This window comes from Rubrivivax albus (assembly GCF_004016515.1).
Classification (GTDB): Bacteria; Pseudomonadota; Gammaproteobacteria; order Burkholderiales; family Burkholderiaceae_C; genus Rubrivivax; species Rubrivivax albus.
Genome location: NZ_SACT01000006.1, coordinates 278,108 through 301,158, shown reverse-complemented (window position 1 = coordinate 301,158; position 23,051 = coordinate 278,108). Strand labels below are relative to the sequence as shown.

24 protein-coding genes and 1 pseudogene are annotated in these 23,051 nt (G+C 68.7%); 16 read left to right on the top strand and 9 right to left on the bottom strand.

Annotation, left to right across the window (positions count from 1 at the left end; genetic code table 11):
- Positions 1 to 204 precede the first annotated feature (204 nt).
- Positions 205 to 537 (bottom strand): quaternary ammonium compound efflux SMR transporter QacF, encoded by a 333-nt coding sequence (locus tag ENE75_RS18065; RefSeq protein WP_015243636.1) that lies wholly within the window; start codon positions 535 to 537, stop codon positions 205 to 207.
- Between the two features lie 250 nt (positions 538 to 787).
- On the opposite strand from ENE75_RS18065, the pseudogene intI1 reads away from it, so the two are divergent.
- The 3 genes and pseudogenes from intI1 to ENE75_RS18050 all read left to right on the top strand — a co-directional run.
- Positions 788 to 1,300 (top strand): annotated as a pseudogene (intI1, locus tag ENE75_RS18060) (class 1 integron integrase IntI1); the annotation flags it as partial.
- A 151-nt stretch (positions 1,301 to 1,451) separates the two neighbouring features.
- Positions 1,452 to 1,889, top strand: coding sequence for a Panacea domain-containing protein (locus tag ENE75_RS18055; protein WP_128199720.1), 438 nt, complete (start codon positions 1,452 to 1,454; stop codon positions 1,887 to 1,889).
- Positions 1,890 to 2,318 carry a hypothetical protein gene (locus tag ENE75_RS18050; protein WP_128199719.1) on the top strand — a complete coding sequence of 143 codons (429 nt, stop codon included), beginning with the start codon at positions 1,890 to 1,892 and terminating at the stop codon, positions 2,316 to 2,318.
- A gap of 179 nt (positions 2,319 to 2,497) precedes the next feature.
- Here the strand turns inward: ENE75_RS18050 and ENE75_RS18045 are convergent, their stop codons facing one another.
- Positions 2,498 to 3,583, bottom strand: a complete 1,086-nt coding sequence (locus ENE75_RS18045) for an MBL fold metallo-hydrolase (RefSeq protein ID WP_128199718.1) — start codon at positions 3,581 to 3,583, stop codon at positions 2,498 to 2,500.
- A gap of 131 nt (positions 3,584 to 3,714) precedes the next feature.
- Here ENE75_RS18045 and ENE75_RS18040 point away from each other — a divergent pair, with 131 nt between their 5' ends.
- The 5 genes from ENE75_RS18040 (at position 3,715) to ENE75_RS18020 (ending at position 7,858) form a co-directional block, all read left to right on the top strand.
- Positions 3,715 to 4,017: a DUF3106 domain-containing protein gene (locus tag ENE75_RS18040; RefSeq protein WP_128199717.1), complete on the top strand. Its 303-nt coding sequence runs from the start codon at positions 3,715 to 3,717 to the stop codon at positions 4,015 to 4,017.
- A gap of 49 nt (positions 4,018 to 4,066) precedes the next feature.
- On the top strand, positions 4,067 to 4,990 hold the full coding sequence (locus tag ENE75_RS18035) for a hypothetical protein (RefSeq protein WP_233259153.1): 924 nt from the start codon (positions 4,067 to 4,069) through the stop codon (positions 4,988 to 4,990).
- A gap of 102 nt (positions 4,991 to 5,092) precedes the next feature.
- A complete protein-coding gene (locus ENE75_RS18030) occupies positions 5,093 to 5,620 on the top strand; it encodes a Spy/CpxP family protein refolding chaperone (protein ID WP_128199716.1) in 528 nt (175 codons plus the stop codon).
- Between the two features lie 128 nt (positions 5,621 to 5,748).
- Entirely contained in the window at positions 5,749 to 6,453 is a 705-nt protein-coding gene (locus ENE75_RS18025; protein ID WP_128199715.1) for a response regulator, read from the top strand.
- A 22-nt stretch (positions 6,454 to 6,475) separates the two neighbouring features.
- The gene (locus ENE75_RS18020) at positions 6,476 to 7,858 is read left to right on the top strand and encodes a sensor histidine kinase (RefSeq protein ID WP_128199714.1); all 1,383 of its coding nucleotides are present in this window, start codon (positions 6,476 to 6,478) and stop codon (positions 7,856 to 7,858) included.
- On the opposite strand, the gene ENE75_RS18015 is transcribed toward ENE75_RS18020, so the two are convergent.
- Positions 7,833 to 9,230 carry an MATE family efflux transporter gene (locus tag ENE75_RS18015; protein WP_128199713.1) on the bottom strand — a complete coding sequence of 466 codons (1,398 nt, stop codon included), beginning with the start codon at positions 9,228 to 9,230 and terminating at the stop codon, positions 7,833 to 7,835. The genes ENE75_RS18020 and ENE75_RS18015 overlap by 26 nt on opposite strands.
- Positions 9,227 to 9,682 (bottom strand): DUF3717 domain-containing protein, encoded by a 456-nt coding sequence (locus ENE75_RS18010; RefSeq protein WP_128199712.1) that lies wholly within the window; start codon positions 9,680 to 9,682, stop codon positions 9,227 to 9,229. Before ENE75_RS18010 ends, ENE75_RS18015 begins: the two co-directional genes overlap by 4 nt.
- Positions 9,683 to 9,869: 187 nt before the next feature.
- Between ENE75_RS18010 and ENE75_RS18005 the strand changes: the two genes are divergently transcribed.
- The gene (locus tag ENE75_RS18005) at positions 9,870 to 10,901 is read left to right on the top strand and encodes a GGDEF domain-containing protein (RefSeq protein ID WP_158288991.1); all 1,032 of its coding nucleotides are present in this window, start codon (positions 9,870 to 9,872) and stop codon (positions 10,899 to 10,901) included.
- A 25-nt stretch (positions 10,902 to 10,926) separates the two neighbouring features.
- Here ENE75_RS18005 and ENE75_RS18000 read toward each other — a convergent pair whose 3' ends face one another.
- Together ENE75_RS18000 and ENE75_RS17995 are read right to left on the bottom strand one after the other, a co-directional pair.
- Positions 10,927 to 11,592 (bottom strand): alpha/beta hydrolase, encoded by a 666-nt coding sequence (locus ENE75_RS18000; RefSeq protein ID WP_128199710.1) that lies wholly within the window; start codon positions 11,590 to 11,592, stop codon positions 10,927 to 10,929.
- Positions 11,593 to 11,602: 10 nt separating this feature from the next.
- Positions 11,603 to 12,814, bottom strand: coding sequence for a tryptophan--tRNA ligase (locus ENE75_RS17995; RefSeq protein ID WP_128199709.1), 1,212 nt, complete (start codon positions 12,812 to 12,814; stop codon positions 11,603 to 11,605).
- A gap of 77 nt (positions 12,815 to 12,891) precedes the next feature.
- On the opposite strand from ENE75_RS17995, the gene purN reads away from it, so the two are divergent.
- From purN to ENE75_RS17980, 3 genes are all read left to right on the top strand, one after another.
- Positions 12,892 to 13,530 (top strand): phosphoribosylglycinamide formyltransferase, encoded by a 639-nt coding sequence (gene purN / locus ENE75_RS17990; protein ID WP_128199708.1) that lies wholly within the window; start codon positions 12,892 to 12,894, stop codon positions 13,528 to 13,530.
- Positions 13,530 to 14,813 carry an RsmB/NOP family class I SAM-dependent RNA methyltransferase gene (locus ENE75_RS17985; RefSeq protein ID WP_128199707.1) on the top strand — a complete coding sequence of 428 codons (1,284 nt, stop codon included), beginning with the start codon at positions 13,530 to 13,532 and terminating at the stop codon, positions 14,811 to 14,813. Before purN ends, ENE75_RS17985 begins: the two co-directional genes overlap by 1 nt.
- 129 nt (positions 14,814 to 14,942) lie before the next feature.
- On the top strand, positions 14,943 to 16,166 hold the full coding sequence (locus ENE75_RS17980) for a DesA family fatty acid desaturase (protein ID WP_128199706.1): 1,224 nt from the start codon (positions 14,943 to 14,945) through the stop codon (positions 16,164 to 16,166).
- Between the two features lie 168 nt (positions 16,167 to 16,334).
- On the opposite strand, the gene rpmG is transcribed toward ENE75_RS17980, so the two are convergent.
- The 3 genes from rpmG to trxB all read right to left on the bottom strand — a co-directional run bounded on the left by rpmG (position 16,335) and on the right by trxB (position 17,855).
- Positions 16,335 to 16,505 carry a 50S ribosomal protein L33 gene (gene rpmG, locus ENE75_RS17975; protein WP_128199705.1) on the bottom strand — a complete coding sequence of 57 codons (171 nt, stop codon included), beginning with the start codon at positions 16,503 to 16,505 and terminating at the stop codon, positions 16,335 to 16,337.
- Between the two features lie 20 nt (positions 16,506 to 16,525).
- Positions 16,526 to 16,759: a 50S ribosomal protein L28 gene (gene rpmB / locus ENE75_RS17970; protein WP_128199704.1), complete on the bottom strand. Its 234-nt coding sequence runs from the start codon at positions 16,757 to 16,759 to the stop codon at positions 16,526 to 16,528.
- Positions 16,760 to 16,904: 145 nt separating this feature from the next.
- Complete coding sequence (gene trxB, locus ENE75_RS17965; RefSeq protein ID WP_128199703.1) at positions 16,905 to 17,855, bottom strand: thioredoxin-disulfide reductase; 951 nt, start codon at positions 17,853 to 17,855, stop codon at positions 16,905 to 16,907.
- Between the two features lie 191 nt (positions 17,856 to 18,046).
- Here trxB and ENE75_RS17960 point away from each other — a divergent pair, with 191 nt between their 5' ends.
- From ENE75_RS17960 to ENE75_RS17945, 4 genes are read left to right on the top strand one after another with little or no spacing between them, the layout of a single operon-like run.
- Complete coding sequence (locus ENE75_RS17960) at positions 18,047 to 18,718, top strand: Crp/Fnr family transcriptional regulator (protein ID WP_128199702.1); 672 nt, start codon at positions 18,047 to 18,049, stop codon at positions 18,716 to 18,718.
- A 46-nt stretch (positions 18,719 to 18,764) separates the two neighbouring features.
- On the top strand, positions 18,765 to 21,062 hold the full coding sequence (locus ENE75_RS17955; RefSeq protein WP_128199701.1) for a DNA translocase FtsK: 2,298 nt from the start codon (positions 18,765 to 18,767) through the stop codon (positions 21,060 to 21,062).
- On the top strand, positions 21,059 to 21,685 hold the full coding sequence (lolA, locus tag ENE75_RS17950) for an outer membrane lipoprotein periplasmic chaperone LolA (RefSeq protein WP_128199700.1): 627 nt from the start codon (positions 21,059 to 21,061) through the stop codon (positions 21,683 to 21,685). The genes ENE75_RS17955 and lolA overlap by 4 nt, the downstream gene beginning before the upstream one ends.
- Before the next feature lie 6 nt (positions 21,686 to 21,691).
- Positions 21,692 to 23,026, top strand: a complete 1,335-nt coding sequence (locus tag ENE75_RS17945; RefSeq protein WP_128199699.1) for a replication-associated recombination protein A — start codon at positions 21,692 to 21,694, stop codon at positions 23,024 to 23,026.
- The last annotated feature ends 25 nt before the right edge of the window (positions 23,027 to 23,051 follow it).

Sequence of the window (23,051 nt, the reverse complement as noted above, 5' to 3'; positions counted from 1 at the left end):
AGGGGCAAAAAAACCGTGCTTTGCGACTGAAAGCAGGCGATTTTGAGGGGTTGACTTTCAGGATACGGAAAAATGCGGCTACAGCCGCTGAACAGGTTCGGACGCTGGGGAGTATTTCAGCAGCCTGTTAGTGCATCTAACGCCTGAATTAAGCCGCGCCGCGAAGCGGCGTCGGCTTGAATGAATTGTTAGATGCCAACCCGGTCAATGTGCGCTGACCTTGGATAGCAGGTTTAGAACGGCGACGCCACTGACGATAAGTCCCATGCCAATGAACGCCCAGAAGTCTAGTTTTTGGCCATGGAAAATCCAAGCAATAGCTGCCACAAGCACGATGCCAAGCCCAGCCCATACAGCGTAAGCAATACCGACCGGAATGGACTTGAGCGCGAGAGACAAGAAATAGAACGCAAGCCCGTAGCCAGCCACAACTACAACGGAAGGAACTAACCTAGTGAATCCATGGCTAGACTTCAGTGCGGAAGTTGCGATGACCTCGCCAAAGATTGAAACAGCCAGAAATATCCAGTTCTTCACGCGCAATCTCCTCTACGGTATGAAGGAGAAATTGTAGTGGCTATGAGTTGCCAAAAACAGTCTTGCGGCTATCGATTTTCTGTGAGCATACGCAACGCCAAATCTGGCATCTAGCTTTGTTTTAGGGCGACTGCCCTGCTGCGTAACATCGTTGCTGCTCCATAACATCAAACATCGACCCACGGCGTAACGCGCTTGCTGCTTGGATGCCCGAGGCATAGACTGTACAAAAAAACAGTCATAACAAGCCATGAAAACCGCCACTGCGCCGTTACCACCGCTGCGTTCGGTCAAGGTTCTGGACCAGTTGCGTGAGCGCATACGCTACTTGCATTACAGCTTACGAACCGAACAGGCTTATGTCCACTGGGTTCGTGCCTTCATCCGTTTCCACGGTGTGCGTCACCCGGCAACCTTGGGCAGCAGCGAAGTCGAGGCATTTCTGTCCTGGCTGGCGAACGAGCGCAAGGTTTCGGTCTCCACGCATCGTCAGGCATTGGCGGCCTTGCTGTTCTTCTACGGCAAGGTGCTGTGCACGGATCTGCCCTGGCTTCAGGAGATCGGAAGACCTCGGCCGTCGCGGCGCTTGCCGGTGGTGCTGACCCCGGATGAAGTGGTTCGCATCCTCGGTTTTCTGGAAGGCGAGCATCGTTTGTTCGCCCAGCTTCTGTATGGAACGGGCATGCGGATCAGTGAGGGTTTGCAACTGCGGGTCAAGGATCTGGATTTCGATCACGGCACGATCATCGTGCGGGAGGGCAGGGTCTTGCCTGGGCTGGTGCTTCGAAGGAGTGCAGAGATTGCACAACTTGGCCAACACTGAGTACGCTGCTTGCTCATCACGGCGCCAGAAGAATACAATGTTAGGTTAGACCTAGCGCAGACTTGGAGCGAGCATCAACAAGGAGAAAACCATGGCATCCGCATTCGACGTAGCACATTACATTTTGTCCAAGAACGGACAGATGTCTGCTATGAAGCTGCAGAAACTGGTTTTTTACTCCCAAGCTTGGTCTCTAGTCTGGGATGACGCCCCAATTTTTGATAATCGTATTGAGGCTTGGGCTAACGGCCCAGTTGTCCGTGATCTGTACGAAGTTCACCGTGGGAAATTTCTGGTTGACTCAAATACCTTTGCAGACCTCGCCAAAGGTGAACTGACTCGAGACCAGATCGAGACTATCGATGCGGTTCTCAATTCGTATGGCAGCAAGTCACCCCAGTGGTTGAGTGATCAAACTCACTCGGAAGATCCCTGGAAGCAGGCTCGAAATGGTTTGGCCGATGGAGATCGTGGTGAACACGAAATAACCCTAGCCTCGATGGCGGAGTACTACTCTTCCATCCAGTAAATGCCTAAGTCCAAAAAAACTCCAGCTTCAGCTACGAGTCGGAAGGATACCAAGACTGTTAGAACCCATGAGGTTCGTCATTCTCAGCGTCCATCTTGGAGATTTTCAACCGTAGATTTGAATGGCCCTTTTGCTTGGCCAGTGGGTGCGGCTGTTGAGGTGCAGATCCTTCGAAAATTGCAGCAGTTTGACTCAATGAACTGGCGCGATATTGAGGGGCCAGATCACCATGCGATCGGAGTAGATCGGTTGTCTAAAGAGGCTCAGGCAAGGCTGACTGAAATCAAGCAAGACGACATTGATGAAGTGTTTTCTTTTCATTTCGCCGGTAAGCCAAGGATTATCGGTATTCGCGACATGAACGTTGTGAAGCTTCTATGGTGGGATCCTGAGCACCTTGTTTGCCCAAGTCAGAAGAAAAACACGTAAACGTTAGCCGAGTCGAGGTTCGAATCCCCGGCCCCACCAAAAAACGATGCATCCGGACCTGAGCAGGTTAGTGGGGCTAGAATTACTGCTCCGCCAGAAGAGCTACGACAACGCGCCCGCCGGGCGCGTTGTCGTTTATGGTGTCGGGCGTGATCGCCGGGTGCCGCGACCGACGCCGCTCAGTGGTCCAGCTGGAACCGCCAGGCGCCGTCCGAACCGACGGTCACCGACAGCTCGCCACGCTCGCGCAGGTGGTTCAGGTGCGCCACGGTTTCGCCGGTGGCCAGCCCCAGCACCTCGCTGGCGGCGTCGATGGGGCGGGCGAAGAGCGCGCCGAAGAGGTCCATCACCCGCCGGGGTTCGCTCAGGCTGCGGCGGAGCCGTTGCAGGGCCTTGGCATGCCCGGCAGCCAGGCGATCCAGCCGTGCGTGCAGGCCGGTGAACGGCTCTCCGTGGGCTGGCAGCACCAGCAGCGAATCTGGCAGGGTGCCACGCAGGGTTTCGATGGAGGTCAGCCACTCGCGCAGCGGGTCGGCGTCGGGCTCGGTCGGGAACACCGAGACGTTTGACGAGATGCGTGGCAGCACCTGGTCGCCGGAGATCATCAGGCCGAGATCGTCGCAGACCAGGCATGCATGCTCCGGCGAATGGCCGCGCCCGACGGTCACGCGCCAGGCGTGGTCGCCGATGGCCAGCGTTTCGCCGTGCACGATGCGCCGGTAGCTGTCGGGCAGGGCATGCATGTACTTGCCGAACCCGCCGAAACGCGCGCGGTAGGTGTCCAGCGCCTCCTCCGGCCAGCCGCAGCGCCGGTAGAAGCGGATCGCGTCGTCCGGCGCCTCGCGGCCGGTGTCGGCGGCCAACGTGCGGCACATCAGGTACTCCTCGCGCGTCATCCACAGCCGCGCGTCGTGCTTGCGCGTCAGCCAGCCGGCCATGCCCATGTGGTCCGGGTGCATGTGGGTGGCGATCACGCGCGTCACCGGGCGCCCTCGCAGCGCGCCGGCGGGCGCCAGCAGCGCGCGCCACGCGGCCAGGACCTCGGGCGTCTGGGTCCCGGTGTCCACGACGGCCCAGCCGTCGCCATCTGCCAGCGCCCACAGGTTGATGTGGTTGAGCGCAAACGGCAGCGGCATGCGCAGCCACAGCACGCCGGGACGCACCTCGCGCGCTTCGCCGGGCGCTGGCGGGTCGCCCAGTGGGTAGTGCAGTGCCGCTGGCGGTGGCGGCTCGTCGGTCTCGGTATCGTGTGCGCGATCGGTCATGGTGGGCGCTGGCCAGGGCATCGAACGGCACACAGCTTAACGGGCGGACAACAAAGTCTTGCAGACGGACGTCGGCGCCGCGACACGCCCCCGCGTTAGGGCGCGATGTCCCATGTCGCCAGGAGACGCCCATGACCCGATCGACGATTGCCCTGTTCGCCGCCCTGCTGCTGTCGGCTGCCGCTGCCAGCGGCCTGGCGCAAGCCCAGCCCGACCGCGAGGCGCTGCGTGAGCGCATGCAGAACATGACGCCCGAGCAAAAGGCGGCCATGAAGGAGAAGCTGCGCGAGAAGTGGGCGTCGATGACGCCCGAGGATCGCGAGGCTGCCCGGCAGCGCATGGCCGAGCGCCGCCCCGACGCGGCCAAGCGCCTGTCCGAACGTCCGTCCGTCAAGGCACCCAGCCCGGGACCGATTGCCAGCGAGCCGAGCTGAGCTGCCGGCACACGCCGAAATGGCAGGCCTGCCGGGGCACAATAGCCGCGTGTCTGGCACAGCTTCCTTCCGACATGCGTCACTCGCGCTGGCCTGCGCGGTCTCGCTGACCTCCGGCTGCGCCACACGTGCGGTCGACGTGCGGCCGGCGATCGTCGACCCGGCCGAGTTCCAGCCCTGGAGTTGTGACCGGCTGCAGGCGGAGATGGACCGCGTTCAGCAACGTGCGGTGGAGTTGTCCTGGATCGTCGACGAGCGCGCCGGTCAGCACGTGGTGGCGCTGGGCGTGGGCCTGATGGTGTTCTGGCCGGCGCTGCTGGCCATGCGCCCGGACGGCGCCGAGTCGGACGAACTGGCGGCCCTGAAGGGCAGGTTCGAGGCCCTGCACGAGGCCGCCCGCCGCAACGCCTGCCCGCCGCCGCCGGCCGAGATGGCGCCCGCGCGCGCCGCGGCGATGCCGGTGCTGCCCGGCGAGCGCATGGTCTATGAGGAGCGCGCCACGGCGCGCGACCCGCTGCGGGCGCTCAACATGACCATGACCACCCTGCGGCGCGACGAGATCGAGTTCGTCACCGATGCCGTTGGCGTGCCCACGCGCTGGCGCCAGGATCTGGCCGGCAACGTGCTCGAGGCGCCGCCCGGCGTGGTGATCTGGGAGCGCCTGCTGCGCCCTGGCATGGCGCTGGGCGACGTGCTGGCTGGTCACCTGCAGATCAGTGGCGATGGCCAGACCCGTGCCCGCGTGCGTGGCCAGGTGGTGGCGGTGGGGCCGCAGTCCATCGCCGGGCGCGCCTTCGACGTCGCGGTGATCGAACTCTATGGCGACGCCCCGCAAGGTGAGGGATCGACCCGGCTCGACGGCGCGATGGTCGTCGACCGCGGCAGTGGCCTGGTCCTGCGGCTGGATCTGCGCAGCGCGCAGCCGCTGTACCAGCTTCAGCGCCGCCTGGTGCGCGTGGAGTCAGCCGGCTGAACCAGCGGCAGCTGCATTCACGCATCTTTACTGCGCGCGCATGGCGGCGACAAACCCTGGGACGAGGATGCACACATCCGCTTCAACCCTCGGGAGACCGCCATGCACACCAGCCTCATCACCACGTCTCGATCGCTTGCAATGCGCCGCCTGCTGGCGCTGGCCACCCTGGCCGCAGCCGGCACCGTGTCGGCCACGGCCGCCTGGGCCGGGCCGGGTGACCGCGGGATGCGCGGCGAGGGCTTCGGGGCCCCGGCACTGAACCAGCGCATGCTCGAGAAGGTCGGCGCCAGCGCCGAGCAGCGGGCTCAGATCACGCAGATCATGGACGCCGCCCGCACCGACCTGCGCGCCCAGCGCGAGGAAGGCCGCAACCTGCACATGCAGATGCGCGAGCTGTTCACGCAGCCCAGCATCGACGAAGCCGCGGTGGAGTCGCTGCGCCAGCAGATGCTGGCCCGCCATGACGCCGCCAGCCAGCGCATGACCCAGGCCATGGTCGAGGCCAGCCGGGTGCTCACCGTGGAGCAGCGCCAGCAGATCGCCGCCCTGATGGCCGAGCGGTCCGAGCGCCGTGCCGACGGTCACCGTGGGCGCCATGATGCCGACGGTCGCCGCCACGGCGGTTGAGCGTTATCCTGAACACTCCTCCGGCCTGGACGCCAGGCCTTCACCCCGGTGAACCGGCCTTGGCGGCCGTGGCGCCGGGGTCTTTTGCGTGCAGGGGGCGGTTGGCCCGCCACCGGCACCGGCCCGCGATGACGAACCGACTGCTGCTGATCGACGACGATGCCCGGCTGACGACGATGCTGGGCGACTACCTGCGCCGCAACGGCTTCGAGGTGGAGACCGCCGGCTCGCTGGCGTCCGGCCGCGAGCGCCTGGCCCAGGACAACTACGACGCGCTGCTCCTGGACCTGATGCTGCCCGACGGCGACGGCCTGGACCTCACGCGCGAACTGCGCGCCAGTGCACGCACGCGGCGCATGCCGCTGCTGATGCTCACGGCGCGTGGCGAACCCACCGACCGCATCGTCGGCCTGGAGATCGGCGCCGACGACTACCTGCCCAAGCCCTTCGAGCCGCGCGAACTGCTGGCGCGCGTGAAGGCCCTGCTGCGCCGCGCCTCACCGGAGCCGGCAGCCGACGACGTGCTGCGCTTCGGCCGCCTGGAGATCGACCTCGGCGCGCGCCAGGCGCGGCTGGACGGGCAGCCCTGCGACCTCACCGGGCACCAGTTCGACCTGCTCGTGGTGCTGGCGCGCGCGCCGGGCCGGGTGCTGTCACGAGACCAGATCATGGACGCGCTCAAGGGACACCCGCTGGAGGCCTTCGACCGCAGCATCGACGTGCACGTCTCGCGCATCCGTGCCGTGATCGAGGACGACCCCAAGAATCCCAAGCGGGTGCTGACCGTGCGCGGCACCGGCTACGTGTTCGCGCGCAAGCAGGACGCCGACTGACCGCCTCGGGACCGGCCGCACCGTGCGTTCGCTGTACCTGCGCATCTGGCTGACGGTCGTCGCCGCACTGGCGCTGTTCGCCGCCGTCTCGGGCTGGCTGGTGCAGCGCCACCTGGAGCAGGAGCGCGAACGCATCGAGGCCTCGGTGCGCGAACGGGTCAGCGCCTGGGGCGAGCTGATGCAGCGCTCGCTGCCACCGGCCGACGCGCCGCGGGACGAGCAGGCCGCGGCCGTGCACGCCTGGTCGGAGAAGCTGCGCCTGGCGATCGCACTCGAGGCGGCCGACGGCAGCCGCATCGCCACCTCGGCCAGCTACGCGCGGCGCGAGAACGACCTCTCGCTGCCGTTCCGCCGCATGCTGCCGATCGCCTTCGACGACGGGCGCACGCTGTGGGTCATGCAGCCACGCAACCCGCGCCGCCTGGGTGAGGCGACCTTCGGCCCCGAAGGCGAGCTGCCCCCGCGCGCCGGCCCGCGGCCGTTGGGTCCACCGTGGCCGTCGCTGGAGATGCGCGGCCTGCCGGTGCTGCCGGGCCTGCCCGAGGGCGTGACGATGCTGGCCCTGCTGGCGGTGCTGTTCGCCGCCGTCGCCGCCGGGGCGTTCCCGGTCGTGCGCCGGCTCACGCGCCGGCTCGAGGCGCTCAAGCAGGGCGTGGAGGCCTTCGGCGCCGGGGCGCTGGACCAGCGCGTGGCCGAGGACGGGCGCGACGAGGTGGCGGCGTTGGGCGCCAGCTTCAACCGCTCCGCCGCGCGCATCGAGGCGCTGCTGCGCGCCCACCAGAACCTGCTGGCCAACGCCAGCCACGAACTGCGCTCGCCGCTGGCGCGCCTGAAGATGGCGCTGGCCATGCTGGACGACGCGCCGGCCGCCGAGCGCGAGGCGCTGCAGGCCGAGATCCGCACCAACATCGGCGAGCTCGACGCGCTGGTCGAGGAGGTGCTGCTGGCGAGCCGGCTCGATGCGGCCACCCCGGGCCCCAGCCTGGTGCAGGAGCCGGTGGACCTGCTGGGCCTGGCGGTGGAGGAGGCGGCGCACCTGGGCGCGGACGCCGAAGGCGACCCCGTCATCGTGCGCGGTGACGAACGCCTGCTGCGCCGTGCGGTGCGCAACCTGCTGGAGAACGCGCGCCGCTATGGCGGTGACGCCGTCGAGGTGCAGGTGCATCGTGACGGGGCGCAGGGGGTGCTGGCGGTGCTGGACCGCGGCCCCGGCGTGCCGGCGGCCCACCGCGAGCGCATCTTCGAACCCTTCTTCCGCCTGCCCGGCCACGCCGAGCGCGAAGGCGGCGTCGGCCTGGGGCTGGCCCTGGTGCGCCAGATCGTCGAACGCCACAGCGGCCAGGTGGCCTGCACGGAGCGTCCTGGCGGCGGCAGCGTCTTCAGCCTGCGGCTGCCGCTGGGCTGACCGGGGCCGCGCGGCTGCGCCGCTGCGTGCGCGCCATCAGCGCCAGCAGGCCGACCCCCGCCACCACCAAGCCGGCGGTGGCGGCCACCCAGTAGCCCTGCGGGCCGCGCCAGGTGCCCGGCGCGCTGTCCCAGCCGACGAAGACCAGCCACCAGCCGCCGCCCAGGCCGATGCCCCACAGCGCGCCGGCGTAGATCAGCATCGGCAGCGTGGCGATGCGGTAGGCCCGCAGCACGAACGCTGCCATGGCCTGCGCCGCGTCGGCCACGTGGAAGGCCGCCACCCAGGCCAGCAGCGGCACCGCCACGGCCAGCACGGCGGCGTCGCTCGTGTAGAGCCCGGCGACCGGGGCGCGGCCTAACCACAGCAGCCCCGCCATGCCCAGCGCCAGCACCAGCGCGAACTGCAGGCCATGGCGGCCGAGGCGTCTGGCGTCGTCCGGGTCACGCGCGCCCACGCGCTGCGCCACCAACGTCATCGTGGCGCTGGACAGCGCCAGCGGCATCATGAAGAGCAGGGCGGCCAGGTTGGCCGCGATCTGGTGCCCAGCGGCCGCGGTGACGCCCAGGCGGGCGATGAACACGGCCATGAAGCTGAAGCCGGTGACCTCCACCATGATCGACAGGCCCATCGGCACGCCCAGCCGCAGCTGCTGGCCGATGGCGCGCCAGTCCGGCGCGTCCAGGCCGCGTGCGACGAGCTGGAACGGCGTGTAGAAGCGGTCCAGGCAGAGGACCGCCAGCGCCACGCCGGCCTGCAGCCACATCACGATCGCCGTGGCGATGCCGCAGCCGACCACGCCCAGCGCCGGCACACCCGCGGCCGGCCAGCCGAACACCAGGAGGGCCGACAGCGGCGCCTTGACCAGCAGGGCGGACACCTGCAGCACCATCACGGCCTTCGGCCGCGAGATGGCGGTGTTGAAGCCGCGGTAGGCCTGCATCAGCAGGGCCGCGGGCAGGGCCACCGCCAGGGCCTGGAGGTAGCCGCGCATGCGCATCTCCACCTCGGTCGGCGCCTGGGCCAGCGCCAGGAAGGGCTGTGGAAACAGCAGCACCAGCGACCCCAGCGCCGACAGGCCCAGCGCGATCCAGGCCGCCTGGTGCAGCTGGCGGCCGGCCTGGACGCGGTCGCCGGCGCCGAAGAGCTGGCCGACGATGGGCCCGATCGCCAGCACCACGCCCATCATGCCGATGAACACGGTGACGTAGATGGACGCACCGACCGACATCGCGGCCAGGTCCTGCGGTGACGACCGGGCCACGAGCAGGGTGTCCACCGTGGAGAAACCCACCACGGCCAGCTGGCCGACGAAGACCGGCCACGCCAGCGCCAGGATGCGGCGCAGGTTCTGTGCGCGTCGGGCGCTCATCGCGCGGGCGGTTCCAGGCCTGCGGGGTCCGGGTGGTCCTGCCCGTCGGCGCGGCGCGCCCGTTCGGCGTAGCGGTTGAAGCGCCAGGCCGTGCCCTCGGCCGTGATGCGGCGCCAGACGCGCCGCTTCTCCGCCGGCGTCATCGCCGGCCAGTGCTGCACCTCCTCGAAGCTGCGGCCGCAGCCCTTGCACAGGGCGTCACCCTGGCTGGTGGAGCAGATGGCGATGCACGGGGCGTCGGGCGTGGTGGTGTACCACGCCAGCCAGGCCTGTCGTGCCGCGTCGGGGAGGCTGGCCTCGTCGGCCTCGGTCTCGCGGTAGTACACGAGAAGGGCGTAGACCTCCGCCAGCGCCAGCACTTCTTGACAGGCGGTGATGCCGTCAGGCGAGGGCGTGCGCGCACGCCAGTGGTTGATGGCGCTCTCGATGTCGGTGATGTGGATGCCGGCCATGGGGGGGCAGAGCATAGCCGCGAGTGGCCGTCCGAGCCCTGCCAGGGGACGTCACGGGCCGATGACCGCATCACGCGGTGGCGATTCGCAATGCACCGATCCGGTGCGCGTGACGGAATGCCAGGCCGTCCCCGAATTCACTCCGCATTGGCTCATAAATGGCCGTCGAAGTCCGAAAATGCGAGGCATGAGCACCCCTGAAGTCCTGGCCCGTCTGTCCAGCCGTTATGCCGACACGCCCGAGCGAGCTGCGGAGTACCTTCGGCTGGCTGTCCAGGGCATGAACCGACAGCCTGCCCGGCCCGACCCTGTGACGTACACGGTGTGGTATGAGCATGTGTCCGGTCGCAATCCTGCCCTGAGCGCGGAACTTGCGCGCAGGGTGGCCGAAGGCAGCATCGACGACACCGCCACGGCCCGACTCTTCCACGACCACGTGCTGGCCCGAGAAGAGCGGGCTGCACGGGAGGTGTCCAACGGCATGCAGAACCTGCTCGATCAGGTGGGTGGGGCCGTTGCCGCCACCGCCAGCCGTACGCAGAGCTTTGGTGCTGCGTTGGGACGCTGGGCCGATGCCGTGGACGCGGGCCAAGCGGTGGACCCGTCGCACCGCCTGGCCATGCAGGACGACACACGGGCCATGCAGGCTGCGATCGCGGCGCTGCAGGTGCGGCTGGACGAGGCCGGGCGTGAGGCCGATCGCCTGCGGGCCGAACTGGCCCAGGTGCACGACATGGCCGAATCCGACGCGCTGACCGGCTTGCCCAACCGGCGCTGCTTCGAAAGGCGAATGGCCGCCTGCCTGCAGGACCACGCCGGCGCCCACTGCCTGTTGCTGACCGACATCGACCACTTCAAGAAGGTCAACGACAGCTACGGTCATCTCTTTGGCGACCAGGTACTGCGCAGCGTGGCGCGTGGCCTTCAAGCCTGCCTGGATGAGACTCAGTTGGTGGCCCGGGTTGGTGGCGAGGAATTCGCCATCATGGTGCCGGCACCGCTGGCCCAGGCCGCCCAGTTGGCCGAACGCATCCGTGTGACGGTGGCCGGCAGCCGCATTCGCCGGCGTGACGGCGGCCAGGTGGGGCAGATCACGGTGTCGCTGGGCGTGGCGGCACGTCGGCCCAACGAACCGGCCGAAGCCTGGATCGAGCGCGCCGACCGTGCGCTCTATGCCGCCAAGCACGCCGGGCGCAACCGCGTTCAGGTCGCCGCCTGAGCGCAAGACGGCCAGGCGCGCTGCGTCAGGCCAGCACCTGACGAAGCCACTGCTGCAGGTCCTGCAGTTCCTCCAGGCACACGGCGTGCTCCATGGGATAGGTCTGCCATTGCAGCGGCTGGGCCTGTGCGGTCAGGGCATCCCGGCTGGCCTCGCCCCGCGCCAGCGGCACCACGGGGTCGCGCTGACCATGTGCCAGGAACACCGGCGTGTCGCGGTTGGCGACGTGGCGCTCGGCGGCGGTGCTGTCGGCCAGCGGCAGGTAGCCCGAAAGGCCGGCCAGACCGGCCAGGCGCTGCGGGTAACGCAGGCCTGCGCCGAGCGTGATCGCGCAGCCCTGCGAGAACCCGGCCAGCACGATGCGCCGGGACGGCACGCCGCGGGCGATCTCGCGGTCCAGCAGGGTGTGCACGGCAGCGATGGAGGCGCGCAGCCCCGCCTCGTCCTCGCGCCGCACGAGGTCGGTGCCCAGGATGTCGTACCAGGCCCGCATCGCGTAGCCACCGTTGATCGTCACCGGCATCACCGGTGCACGGGGAAAGATCCAGCGCAACGGGCCGATGGCCGACAGGTCCAGCTCGTCGGCCAGCGACAGGAAGTCGGTGCCGTCGGCGCCCAGGCCATGCAGCATCACGATGCTGGCGCGCGGGTTGTCGCCGGTGTGGAGCTCGATCGTCTGCAGCGGAGTCATCGGGCGCGGCTCAGGCGTAGTTCAGGCCCATGGCCTCGCGCACGTCGCGCATGGTCTGGCGGGCCACGGTGCGGGCTCGCTCGGTGCCCATCTCGACGATCCAGTGCACCTGCTTGGGGTTGGCCAGGTACTGCTCGGCGCGGTCGCGCCAGGGCTGCTGCTGCTTCAGGATGCCGTCGATCACCGGCTGCTTGCAGTCCAGGCAGCCGATGCCGGCCGTGGTGCAGCCCTTGACCACCCAGTCCTTGGTCTCGGCGTCGCTGTAGACCTGATGGAACTGCCAGACCGGGCAGCGCGCCGGATCACCGGGGTCGGTGCGGCGCACGCGCTGCGGATCGGTGGGCATCTTCTGCACCTTCTGCTTCACCACGGCCGGCTCCTCGCGCATGGCGATGGCGTTGCCGTAGCTCTTGCTCATCTTCGAGCCGTCGAGACCGGGCAGCTTCGTGACCTCGGTGTGCAGCGCCTGCGGCTCGGTCAGCACGGTCTGGCCGGTGCCGCGCAGGTGGCCCAGCACGGTCTCGGTGTCGGCCTCCGACCAGCCTTCGATGCCGGCGGCGGCCTTCTTCAGCACGCCCTCGCCCTTGGCCAGGGCCTCGGCGCTGCCGGTCTCGCCGAAGGCCTTGCGCTGCTTCTCCAGGTAGCGCTGGTCGTCCTTGGGCAGGCGGGCCAGCGCCGCGGCCACGCGGGCGTCGAAGTCCTTGTGGCGGCCGTAGAGGTGGTTGAAGCGGCGCGCCACCTCGCGCGTGAGCTCCACGTGCGAGGCCTGGTCCTCGCCCACCGGCACGTAGGCGGCCTTATAGATCAGGATGTCGGCCGCCTGCAGCAGCGGGTAACCCAGGAAGCCGTAGGTGGCGAGGTCGCGGTCCTTGAGCTTCTCGATCTGGTCCTTGTAGGTCGGCACGCGCTCGAGCCAGCCCAGCGGCGTGCCCATGGCCAGCAGCGTGAACAGTTCGGCGTGCTCCGGCAGGCGGCTCTGGATGAAGATGGTGGACTGGTCCGGGTCCAGCCCGGCGGCGATCCAGTCGATCACCATGTCGTAGACGTAGCGCTCCATCACGTCGCGCTCTTCGTAGTGCGTGGTCAGCGCATGCCAGTCGGCGACGAAGTAGAAGCAGTCGTAGTCCTGCTGCAGCTTGACCCAGTTCTTCAGGGCGCCGTGGTAGTGGCCGAGGTGCAGGGCGCCGGTGGGGCGCATGCCGGAGAGGACGCGGGATCGCATGGTGCTGGCGGCAGGGCGTTTTCTGGGAAGCGCGGATTCTCGCAGACGTACACTCGCGGCCCTTCAGCCTCCTAGCCATGCAGCGCATCGTCGTCCTCATCAGCGGCCGAGGGTCCAACCTCGAGGCCATCGTGCGCCAGTCGGTGGCGGAAGACTGGCCGGGCCGCGTCGTGGCCGTGATCAGCCACAAGGCCGATGCCAGCGGTCTGGCCTGGGCGGCGGGGCAGGGCATCTGCACGGCGGTGGTGGACCACCGGGCACATGCCTCGCGCGAGCAGTTCGACGAGGCGCTGGCCGAGGCCATCGACGCCCACCGGCCCGACTGGGTGGTGCTGGCCGGTTTCATGCGCATCCTGGGCGATGGCTTCGTGCAGCGGTATGCGGGGCGGCTGCTGAACATCCACCCGTCGCTGCTGCCGGCGTTCCCGGGGCTGCACACGCACCGGCGCGCGTTGGAGGCCGGCTGTGCCGTGGCCGGTGCCACGGTGCACTTCGTGACGCCGACGCTGGACCACGGCCCCATCGTGGCGCAGGCCGTGGTGCCGGTGCGCGCCGGCGACACGCCCGAGTCCCTGGCGGCGCGGGTGCTGGCCGCCGAGCACCGGCTGTACCCGCTGGCGTTGCGCTGGGCGGTGCAGGGCCGGCTGCGCATCGATGGCCAGCGCGTGCTGCAGCTCGATGGCGCGCCGCGGCACCTGTTCTGCGAGGAGGCCTGATGCACCCGAACGCGCTGCTGGACCTGACCACCGACCTGCTGCGGGCGGTGATGCGGCTCGACCAGCCCGCCGACGCGGTGGTGTCGGCCTTCTTCCGCCAGCATCGCAAGCTGGGGCCGCGCGAGCGCCACACACTGGCGGAGACGACCTACGCGGTACTGCGCCGCAAGCCGCTGTTCGAACACCTGGCTGCCCTGGGCGGTGACAAGAAGCCCAACGCGCTGAAGGTGCCGCTGATGCGCCGCCTGGCCATCCTGGGCTGGCAGGGCAACGAGGCCTTCCTGCGTGCGGCGCTGACGCCCGACGAGCTGGCCTGGCTGGCCCGGGCGCAGGCGGTCAAGCCGGACAACCTGCCCGCGGCCCTGCGCCACCTGCTGCCCACCTGGCTGGCCGAGGCCCTGCAGGCGGCGCTGGACAAGGACTTCTGGCCGCTGGCCGCGGCGCTGGACCAGCCGGCGCCGATGGACCTGCGAGTCAACGCCCTGAAGATGAAGCGCGAAGAGGCCCAGCGCCTGCTGGCCGAGGCCGGCATCGTGGCCGAGCCCACGCCGTACTCCCCCTGGGGCCTGCGTGTGCAGGGCAAGCCTGCGCTGACCCAGCTGCCCTTGTTCCAGGACGGCGCCATCGAGGTTCAGGACGAAGGCAGCCAGCTGCTGGCCCTGCTGACCGACGCCCACCGCGGCGAGATGGTGGTGGACTTCTGCGCCGGCGCTGGCGGCAAGACGCTGGCGCTGGGCGCGGCGATGCGCAACACCGGGCGCTTGTACGCGTTCGACGTCTCCGGCCACCGGCTGGCCGCGTTGAAGCCGCGGCTGGCGCGCAGCGGGCTGTCCAACGTCTACCCGGCGCAGATCGCCCACGAGCGCGACGACCGCGTCAAGCGCCTCGCGGGCAAGATCCAGCGCGTGCTCGTCGATGCGCCGTGCTCCGGCCTCGGCACGATCCGGCGCAACCCGGACCTGAAGTGGCGGCAGTCACCGGCCGACGTGGCCGAGCTGCAGCAGCGCCAGCAGGCCATCCTGGCGTCGGCGGCGCGCCTAGTGGCCCCGGGCGGTCGGCTGGTCTATGCCACCTGCAGCCTGCTTCGGGCGGAGAACGAGGACGTGGCGGAAGGATTCGACGCCGCACATGGACGTGAGTTCGAACGCCTGCCGGCAGCGGAACTGCTGGCCAAGGCCCACGTCGAAGGCGCAGACACCCTGGTGGAAGGGGACGCACTGCGGCTGTGGCCGCACCGCCACGGCACCGACGGTTTCTTCGCGATGGCCTGGCAACGCCGTTGACTTGCCGCAATTTGGCCTCAGATGCGAACAGATTGACTGGTCTTCGATCCGTACTTTCCGCGAGGCGGGGGTGGTGCCGTCACCTACAATGAGTTCGTCGCCCGCGGTTCGGGCGGAAAGGTTTGGTGGATGGAAGTCTTGACGACGGTGCACGACGCGCTGGTGCAGTGGCTGGCGCATGGCGCCACGGATGCGACGTGGTGGCAGATGGTGCTGTACGCGCTGGCCACCACGCACATCACGATCGCGGCGGTGACGATCTTCCTGCACCGCGCCCAGGCGCACCGTGCGCTGGAACTCGGCCCGGTGCCGTCGCACTTCTTCCGCCTGTGGCTGTGGCTGGGCACCGGCATGGTGACCAAGGAGTGGGTCGCCATCCACCGCAAGCATCACGCCAAGTGCGAGACGGTGGACGACCCGCACAGCCCGGTCACCCGTGGCATCGACACCGTGCTCCTCCGTGGCAGCGAGCTCTACCGCGCCGAGGCCAAGGTCCAGGAGACGCTGGACAAGTACGGCCACAACACGCCGGACGACTGGCTGGAGCGCAACCTCTACAGCCGCTACAGCTGGCAGGGCGTGGGCCTGATGCTGATCCTGAACCTGGTGCTCTTCGGCGCAGCGGGTGCGGCGGTCTGGGCGGTGCAGATGGCCTGGATCCCGGTCACGGCGGCGGGCATCATCAACGGCCTGGGCCACTGGTGGGGCTATCGCAACTTCGAGGCGGTGGACGCCTCGACCAACATCTCGCCCATCGGCTTCATCATCGGTGGCGAGGAACTGCACAACAACCACCACACCTACCCGACGTCGGCCAAGCTGTCGGTCAAGCCCTACGAGTTCGACATCGGCTGGGGCTACATCCGCCTGATGGAGATGGTGGGCTGGGCCAAGGTGCGCAAGACCCCGCCGAAGCTGGCGATTGGCGCGCCGAAGGCACAGCCGGACGGCAAGACGCTGGAGGCGCTGATCGCCAACCGCTACGAGGTGATGGCGAACTACGCCAAGGGTGTGAAGTCCGCGGTGGCGGCCGAACTGGCCCACCTGAAGGCCCAGGGCGCACAGAACAGCGCGCAGTGGAAGCCGCTACTGGCCGCCAAGGCCTGGCTGCACCGCGACGACGACAAGATACCGCAGCAGGTCAAGCCGCAGCTGCAGCAGGTGCTGGGCGCCAGCCCGCAGCTGGCCAAGCTGGTGGCCATGCGTGAGGAGCTGCGTCAGCTGTGGACGCGGACCAACGTCAGCGCCGAACAGCTCGTGGCGGACCTGCAGGCCTGGTGCAAGCGGGCCGAGGACAGCGGCATCGCCGCACTGCAGAGCTTCTCCCTGCAACTGCGCGCGGCGCACGCCTGAAGAGGGCGCCGCACCCGCGGTAGGCGGGGCGCCTGAACGTCAAAGGGGCCCGCGGGCCCCTTTTCGTTTCCGGCGCCAGCACCGATGGTGCGGGTTCCGATCATGGTCGACACGAGAATTGAGAAGGGGCGCCGCGGCGCCCCTTCGTCGTTCAGCGATCCCGCAGGATCACTTCAGCTTGGTTTCCTTGTACAGCACGTGCTTGCGCGCCTTCGGGTCGAACTTCAGGAATTCGAGCTTCTCGGGCGTGGTCTTCTTGTTCTTGCTGGTGGTGTAGAAGTGGCCGGTACCGGCCGTGGATTCCAGCTTGATCTTCTCGCGTCCGCCTTTGGTGGCCATGGTGCGCTCCTTCTACCGGTTCAGGCTTCGCCGCGCTTGCGCAGGTCGGCCAGGACGACATCGATGCCCTTCTTGTCGATCAGGCGCAGGGCCGCGTTCGTGACACGCAGGCGCACGAAGCGGTTCTCGCTCTCGACCCAGAAACGGCGGTATTGCAGGTTCGGCAGGAACCGGCGCTTGGTCTTGTTGTTGGCGTGGGAAACGTTGTTCCCGACCATCGGGCGCTTGCCCGTGACTTCACAGACGCGTGACATGTGGTCACTCTTTCCTAATGACAGCCGGCACCGGATCGGCTCACGAACCGGTCGCGATCACGGTGGGTGACGGCTTGACCTCGCCAGGTGCGGGTGGCGGTTTCCCGGTGCCGCCCTGAAGCGGCAAAGCCTGCCATTCTAGCACTTACCCTTGCTCGAGGAAACGCTGGGCGTCCAGCGCCGCCATGCAGCCGGTGCCGGCGCTGGTGATGGCCTGGCGGTAGACGTGATCCTGCACGTCGCCGGCGGCGAACACGCCGGGCACGCTGGTCATGGTGGCGAAGCCGTCCAGCCCGGTCTTGGTGACGATGTAGCCGTCCTTCATCTCCAGCTGGCCCTTGAAGATGTCGGTGTTGGGCTGGTGGCCGATGGCGATGAAGCAGCCCTTGACGGCCAGGTCACTGGTGCCGCCGTCCTGGGTGGACTTGATGCGCACGCCGGTCACGCCGCTGGCGTCGCCCAGCACCTCGTCAAGCGTGTGGAACAGGTGCAGCTTGATCTTGCCGGCCTCGACCTTGGCCATCACCTTGTCGACCATGATGGCCTCGGCGCGGAACTTGTCGCGGCGGTGGATCAGGTGCACCTCGCTGGCGATGTTGGACAGGTACAGCGCCTCCTCGACCGCCGTATTGCCACCGCCGACCACACAGACGGCCTGGTCGCGGTAGAAGAAGCCGTCACAGGTGGCACAGCCGCTCACGCCCTTGCCCATGAAGGCCTCTTCGCTGGGCAGGCCCAGGTACTTGGCGCTGGCGCCGGTAGCGATGACCAGTGTGTCGCAGGTGTAGCTGCCGCTGTCGCCGGTGAGCGTGAACGGGCGCTTGCTCAGGTCCACGGCGTTGATGTGGTCGTAGACGACGTTGGTGTTGAAGCGCTCGGCGTGCTGCTGGAAGCGCTGCATCAGGTCCGGGCCCATCACGCCGGCCACGTCGGCCGGCCAGTTGTCGACCTCGGTGGTCGTCATCAGCTGGCCGCCGGTGGCCAGGCCGGTGATCAGCGTGGGCTGCAGGTTGGCGCGGGCGGCGTAGACGGCGGCCGTCCAGCCGGCGGGGCCGGAACCGAGGATGAGGACGCGGGCGTGGGGGGTGGTGCTCATGGCGGGCTTGGTGTTCGGAGGGGGCCGGGCGTGGCGCCACGGCGACGCGCTAGCCTAGCTGGGGACGCACCCGGATGGTGGCAAGCCACGCTATGGGCACAATAGGTTGATTTTAGGCCGGCTGTTCCGTGCCACGCTTCACGGCAGGACGGACTACAACCGCTCACACAACAACACTGGAGGTTCCCTGCATGTCGATGTTGTCCAACCTGGACCTGATCCGGCGCGTGCCGCTGTTCTCCATGCTGACGGCCGACCAGGCACAGGCCATCGCCGACAGCGTCAGCAAGCGGCGCTTCCGTCGCGGTGAGCTGGTGGTGGAGCAGGGACGCAAGAGCAATGCGCTGTTCATCCTGCTCAACGGCCGGGCGCGGGTGCTGACCTCCGATTCGCGGGGCCGCGAGGTCATCCTGGCGGTGCTGGAATCCGGTGACTACGTCGGCGAGATGAGCCTCATCGACAACGAGCCGCACAGTGCCACCGTGCGCGCCGAGATCCAGACCGACATGCTGGTGCTGCAGCGCGCCGACTTCCAGCGCTGCCTGCCGGAACATTCCAGCCTGTCCTACGCCATCCTGCGCGGCCTGGTGCGCCGGCTGCGCAACGCCGACCGCCAGATCGAGAGCCTGGCACTGCTGGACGTCTACGGCCGCGTCGCCCGCACGCTGCTGGACATGGCCGAGACCGACGCCGAAGGCGTGCAGATCATCCGCCACAAGGTCAGCCGCCAGGACATGGCCAAGGTGGTGGGCGCCTCGCGCGAAATGGTCAGCCGCGTGATGAAGGACCTCGAGGAGCGCGGCGTCATCGAGACGCAGGAGAACGGCTTCGTGGTCATCAAGGAACGCCTGCAGAACGAGTGACGGCCGCGGCTGCGGCATGCGGGCGGCTTCGGCCACAATCCCGCGCATGAGTTTTCCCCTTGGTTCGCTCAGCGGCGAATCGCCGGCACCGGGCACCCCGGTGGCCTGGCGCCGCCGGCTCTGGCTGGCCGCCGGCGCCGTGCTGTGGCTGCTGGCGCTGCTGGCCATGGCCACCCATGACGCGGCCGACGCCGCCTTCACCACGTCCGGCGACGCCGTGCCGCTGCATAACGTGGCCGGCCGCCTGGGCGCCTGGGCCAGCGACATCGCCTACTTCCTGTTCGGCTTCTCGGCCTGGTGGTGGCTGCCGATCACCGCGCGCAGCTGGCTGTCGGCGCTCGCCCGCCACCTGCGCGGCGACGAAGCGGTGCAGCCGCACCCTGGCGTCTGGTTTGGTACCGCATTGCTGCTGGCGGCCAGCTGCGCGCTGGAATGGACGCGCATGTACCACTGGGAAGGCGCCTTGCCCGGCCATGCCGGTGGCGTGCTGGGCTACACGCTGGGCCCGCTGTCGATGACCTGGCTGGGCTTCGCCGGTTCCGGCGTGCTGTGGATCGCCGCCCTGGTGATGGGCAGCGCGCTGGCATTGCGGTTCTCCTGGCTGCATGCCGCCGATGCGCTGGGCACCTGGATCGACACCTGGCGTGAGCGGCGGGAGGCACGGGCCGAGGTGGCCGAGGACCGCCGCATCGCCGAGCAACTGACCAAGGAACGCGAGCAGGTGGCCGAGGAGGTGCGGCTGGACCTGCCCGAGCACCCGCCCATCGTCATCGAGCCGCCGGTGCTGGAGGTGCCGAAGTCCGAGCGCGTGGCCAAGGAGCGGCAGAAGCCGCTGTTCGTCGAACTGGCGGACACCAAGCTGCCTCAGGTGGACCTGCTGGACGCCGCCCCCGGCCGCCAGGAGAGCGTGACGCCGGAGACGCTGGAGATGACCAGCCGGCTGATCGAGAAGAAGCTCAAGGACTTCGGCGTCGAGGTGCGCGTGGTCGCGGCCAGCCCCGGCCCGGTGATCACGCGCTACGAGATCGAGCCGGCCACCGGCGTCAAGGGCTCGCAGGTGGTCAACCTGGCCAAGGACCTGGCGCGCAGCCTGTCGCTGATCAGCATCCGCGTCGTCGAGGTCATCCCGGGCAAGAATTACATGGCGCTGGAGCTGCCCAACGCACGCCGGCAGACCATCCGCCTGGCGGAGATCCTGGGCTCGCAGGTCTACAACGACGCGCAGTCCATGCTGACCATGGGCCTGGGCAAGGACATCGTCGGCAACCCGGTGGTGGCCGACCTGGCCAAGATGCCGCACTGCCTGGTCGCCGGCACCACCGGCTCGGGCAAGTCGGTGGGCATCAACGCCATGATCCTCAGCCTGCTCTACAAGGCCGAGGCACGCGACGTGCGGCTCATCCTCATCGACCCCAAGATGCTGGAGATGAGCGTCTACGAGGGCATCCCGCACCTGCTGGCGCCGGTGGTCACCGACATGAAGCAGGCCGCCAACGCGCTGAACTGGTGCGTCGGCGAGATGGAGCGGCGCTACAAGCTGATGAGCAAGCTCGGCGTGCGCCAGCTCAGCGGCTACAACCGCAAGATCGAGGAAGCCACGGCACGCGGCGAGACCATTGGCAACCCGTTCAGCCTGACGCCGGAGGAGCCCGAGCCGCTGGAGCGCCTGCCGCACATCGTGGTCGTGATCGACGAGCTGGCCGACCTGATGATGGTCGTCGGCAAGAAGATCGAGGAACTCATCGCCCGCCTGGCGCAGAAGGCGCGCGCCGCCGGCATCCACCTGGTGCTGGCCACGCAACGGCCCAGCGTGGACGTGATCACCGGCCTCATCAAGGCCAACATCCCGACGCGCCTGAGCTTCCAGGTCAGCAGCAAGATCGACAGCCGCACCATCCTCGACCAGATGGGCGCCGAAGCCCTGCTGGGCCAGGGCGACATGCTCTATCTGGCGCCGGGCACCGGCGTGCCGGTGCGCGTGCACGGCGCCTTCGTCAGCGACGACGAGGTGCACCGTGTCGTCGAGTACCTCAAGACCCAGGGCGAGCCGAACTACATCGACGGCATCCTGGAGGGCGGCGTGGAAGGCGAGGGTGACGGCGGCCTGCAGGGCATTGGCGGCGGTGCGGTGGATGGCGAGAGCGATGCCATGTACGACCAGGCCGTGGCCGTGGTGCTGCAGCACCGCAAGGCCAGCATCTCGCTGGTGCAGCGCCACCTGCGCATCGGCTACAACCGCGCCGCGCGGATGCTGGAACAGATGGAGAAGAGCGGCCTCGTCGGGTCGATGCAGACCAACGGCAGCCGGGAACTGATCGTGCCCAAGCGGGACGAAGGGGCATGACGCCACCTGCGCTCGTGCGCCGGGCCCTGCTCGCATCGGCCCTGCTCTGCGCCGCATTGCCGGCGCGGGCCGACGCTGTCGATGCGCTGCGCGAGTTCGTCCGCCAGACACGCAGCGGCAGCGCCGATTTCACGCAGGTGGTCACGCCCGCCGACGGCACGCGCGCCAAGACCTCCAGCGGCCGCTTCGAGTTCGCCCGGCCCGACCGCTTCCGCTTCGACTACGTGAAGCCCTATCCGCAGGCCATCGTCTCCGACGGACGCACGCTGTGGATGCACGACCCGGACCTGAACCAGGTCACGGTGCGCCACGTCGACAAGGCCCTGGGCGCCACGCCCGCCGCCCTGCTGGCCGGCGAGGACCTGGCCCGCGACTTCACGCTTGCCGCGCAGCCCGACCGCGACGGAATGGCCTGGGTGCGCGCCACGCCGAAGGCGGCCGACAGCGGCTTCCAGTGGATGGCCGTGGGCTTCAAGGGCAACGACCTGGCCGCGGTGGAGATCCTCGACCGCTTCGGCCAGCGCACGCTGCTGACGCTGCAGGGTCTGAAGGCCAACGCCGTGCTGGCGCCGGAGCGCTTCCGCTTCGTGCCGCCGCCTGGCGCCGACGTGCTGGAGCAGTAGCCGCCCGTGGACGACCTGTTCGGCGTGGACCCGGCCGAACCCGGCAACCCGGCGGCCGCCGCGCCGGCCGACGCCCCGCTGGCCGAGCGCCTGCGCCCGGCGCAGCTGTCGGACGTGATCGGCCAGCGCCACCTGCTGGCCCCCGGCAAGCCGCTGCACGCGGCGCTGGCCGCAGGCCGGCTGCACTCGATGATCCTCTGGGGCCCGCCGGGCGTGGGCAAGACCACGCTGGCGCGCCTGGTGGCCCAGGCCAGCGACGCGCAATTCATCGTGCTCAGCGCCGTGCTGGCCGGCGTGAAGGAGATCCGCGACGCGGTGCAGCGCGCCGAACTGGCGCGGGCCCAGGGCAGCCGCACCGTGGTCTTCGTCGACGAGGTGCACCGCTTCAACAAGGCCCAGCAGGACGCCTTCCTGCCGCACGTCGAAAGCGGCCTGTTCCTGTTCATCGGCGCCACCACCGAGAACCCGTCCTTCGAGGTCAACTCGGCGCTGCTGTCGCGGGCCACCGTGCATGTGCTGAAGTCGCTGGAGGCCGATGACCTGGTGCTGCTGCTGGACCGCGCGCGTGCGCTGATGCAGGCGCCGCCGCTGACGGACGCGGCCCGTACGCGGCTGATCGCGTTCGCGGATGGCGACGCGCGCCGGCTGCTCAACGCCTACGAGAACCTGGTGTCGCTGGCCGGTGAACGGGCCGAGCTGGACGAGCCGCTGCTCGAATCGGCGCTCGGCGAGATGCTGCGCCGCTACGACAAGGGCGGCGACCAGTTCTACGACGCGATCAGTGCCCTGCACAAGAGCGTTCGCGGCAGCGACCCCGACGCCGCGCTGTACTGGCTGGCGCGCATGCTCGACGGCGGCGTGGATCCGCGCTACGTGGCGCGCCGTGTGCTGCGCATGGCCAGCGAGGACATCGGCCTGGCCGACCCGCGCGGCCTGCAACTGGCGTTGCAGGCGGCCGAGGTCTACGAACGCCTGGGCTCGCCCGAAGGCGAGCTGGCGCTGGCGCAGGCCGTGGTCTACCTGGCCGTGGCCCCCAAGTCGAATGCCGTCTACACCGCCTGGAACGCCATGCGGGCCTTCGTGAAGCAGGACGGCACCCGCCCGGTGCCGACGCACCTGCGCAACGCGCCGACGCGGCTGATGAAGGACCTGGGCTTCGGCGCCGGCTACCGCTACGCCCACGACGAGACCGACGGCTACGCCGCCGGCGAGAACTACTGGCCCGAGGGGCTGGCCCCGCAGCGCGTCTACCAGCCGGTGTCTCGTGGACTGGAGCAGCGCATCGCCGAGAAGCTGGCCGACCTGCGCGCCCGCGACGACGAAGCGAACAACCGCGGCTGATCCGGCCCGCCCGCCGACGATTGTT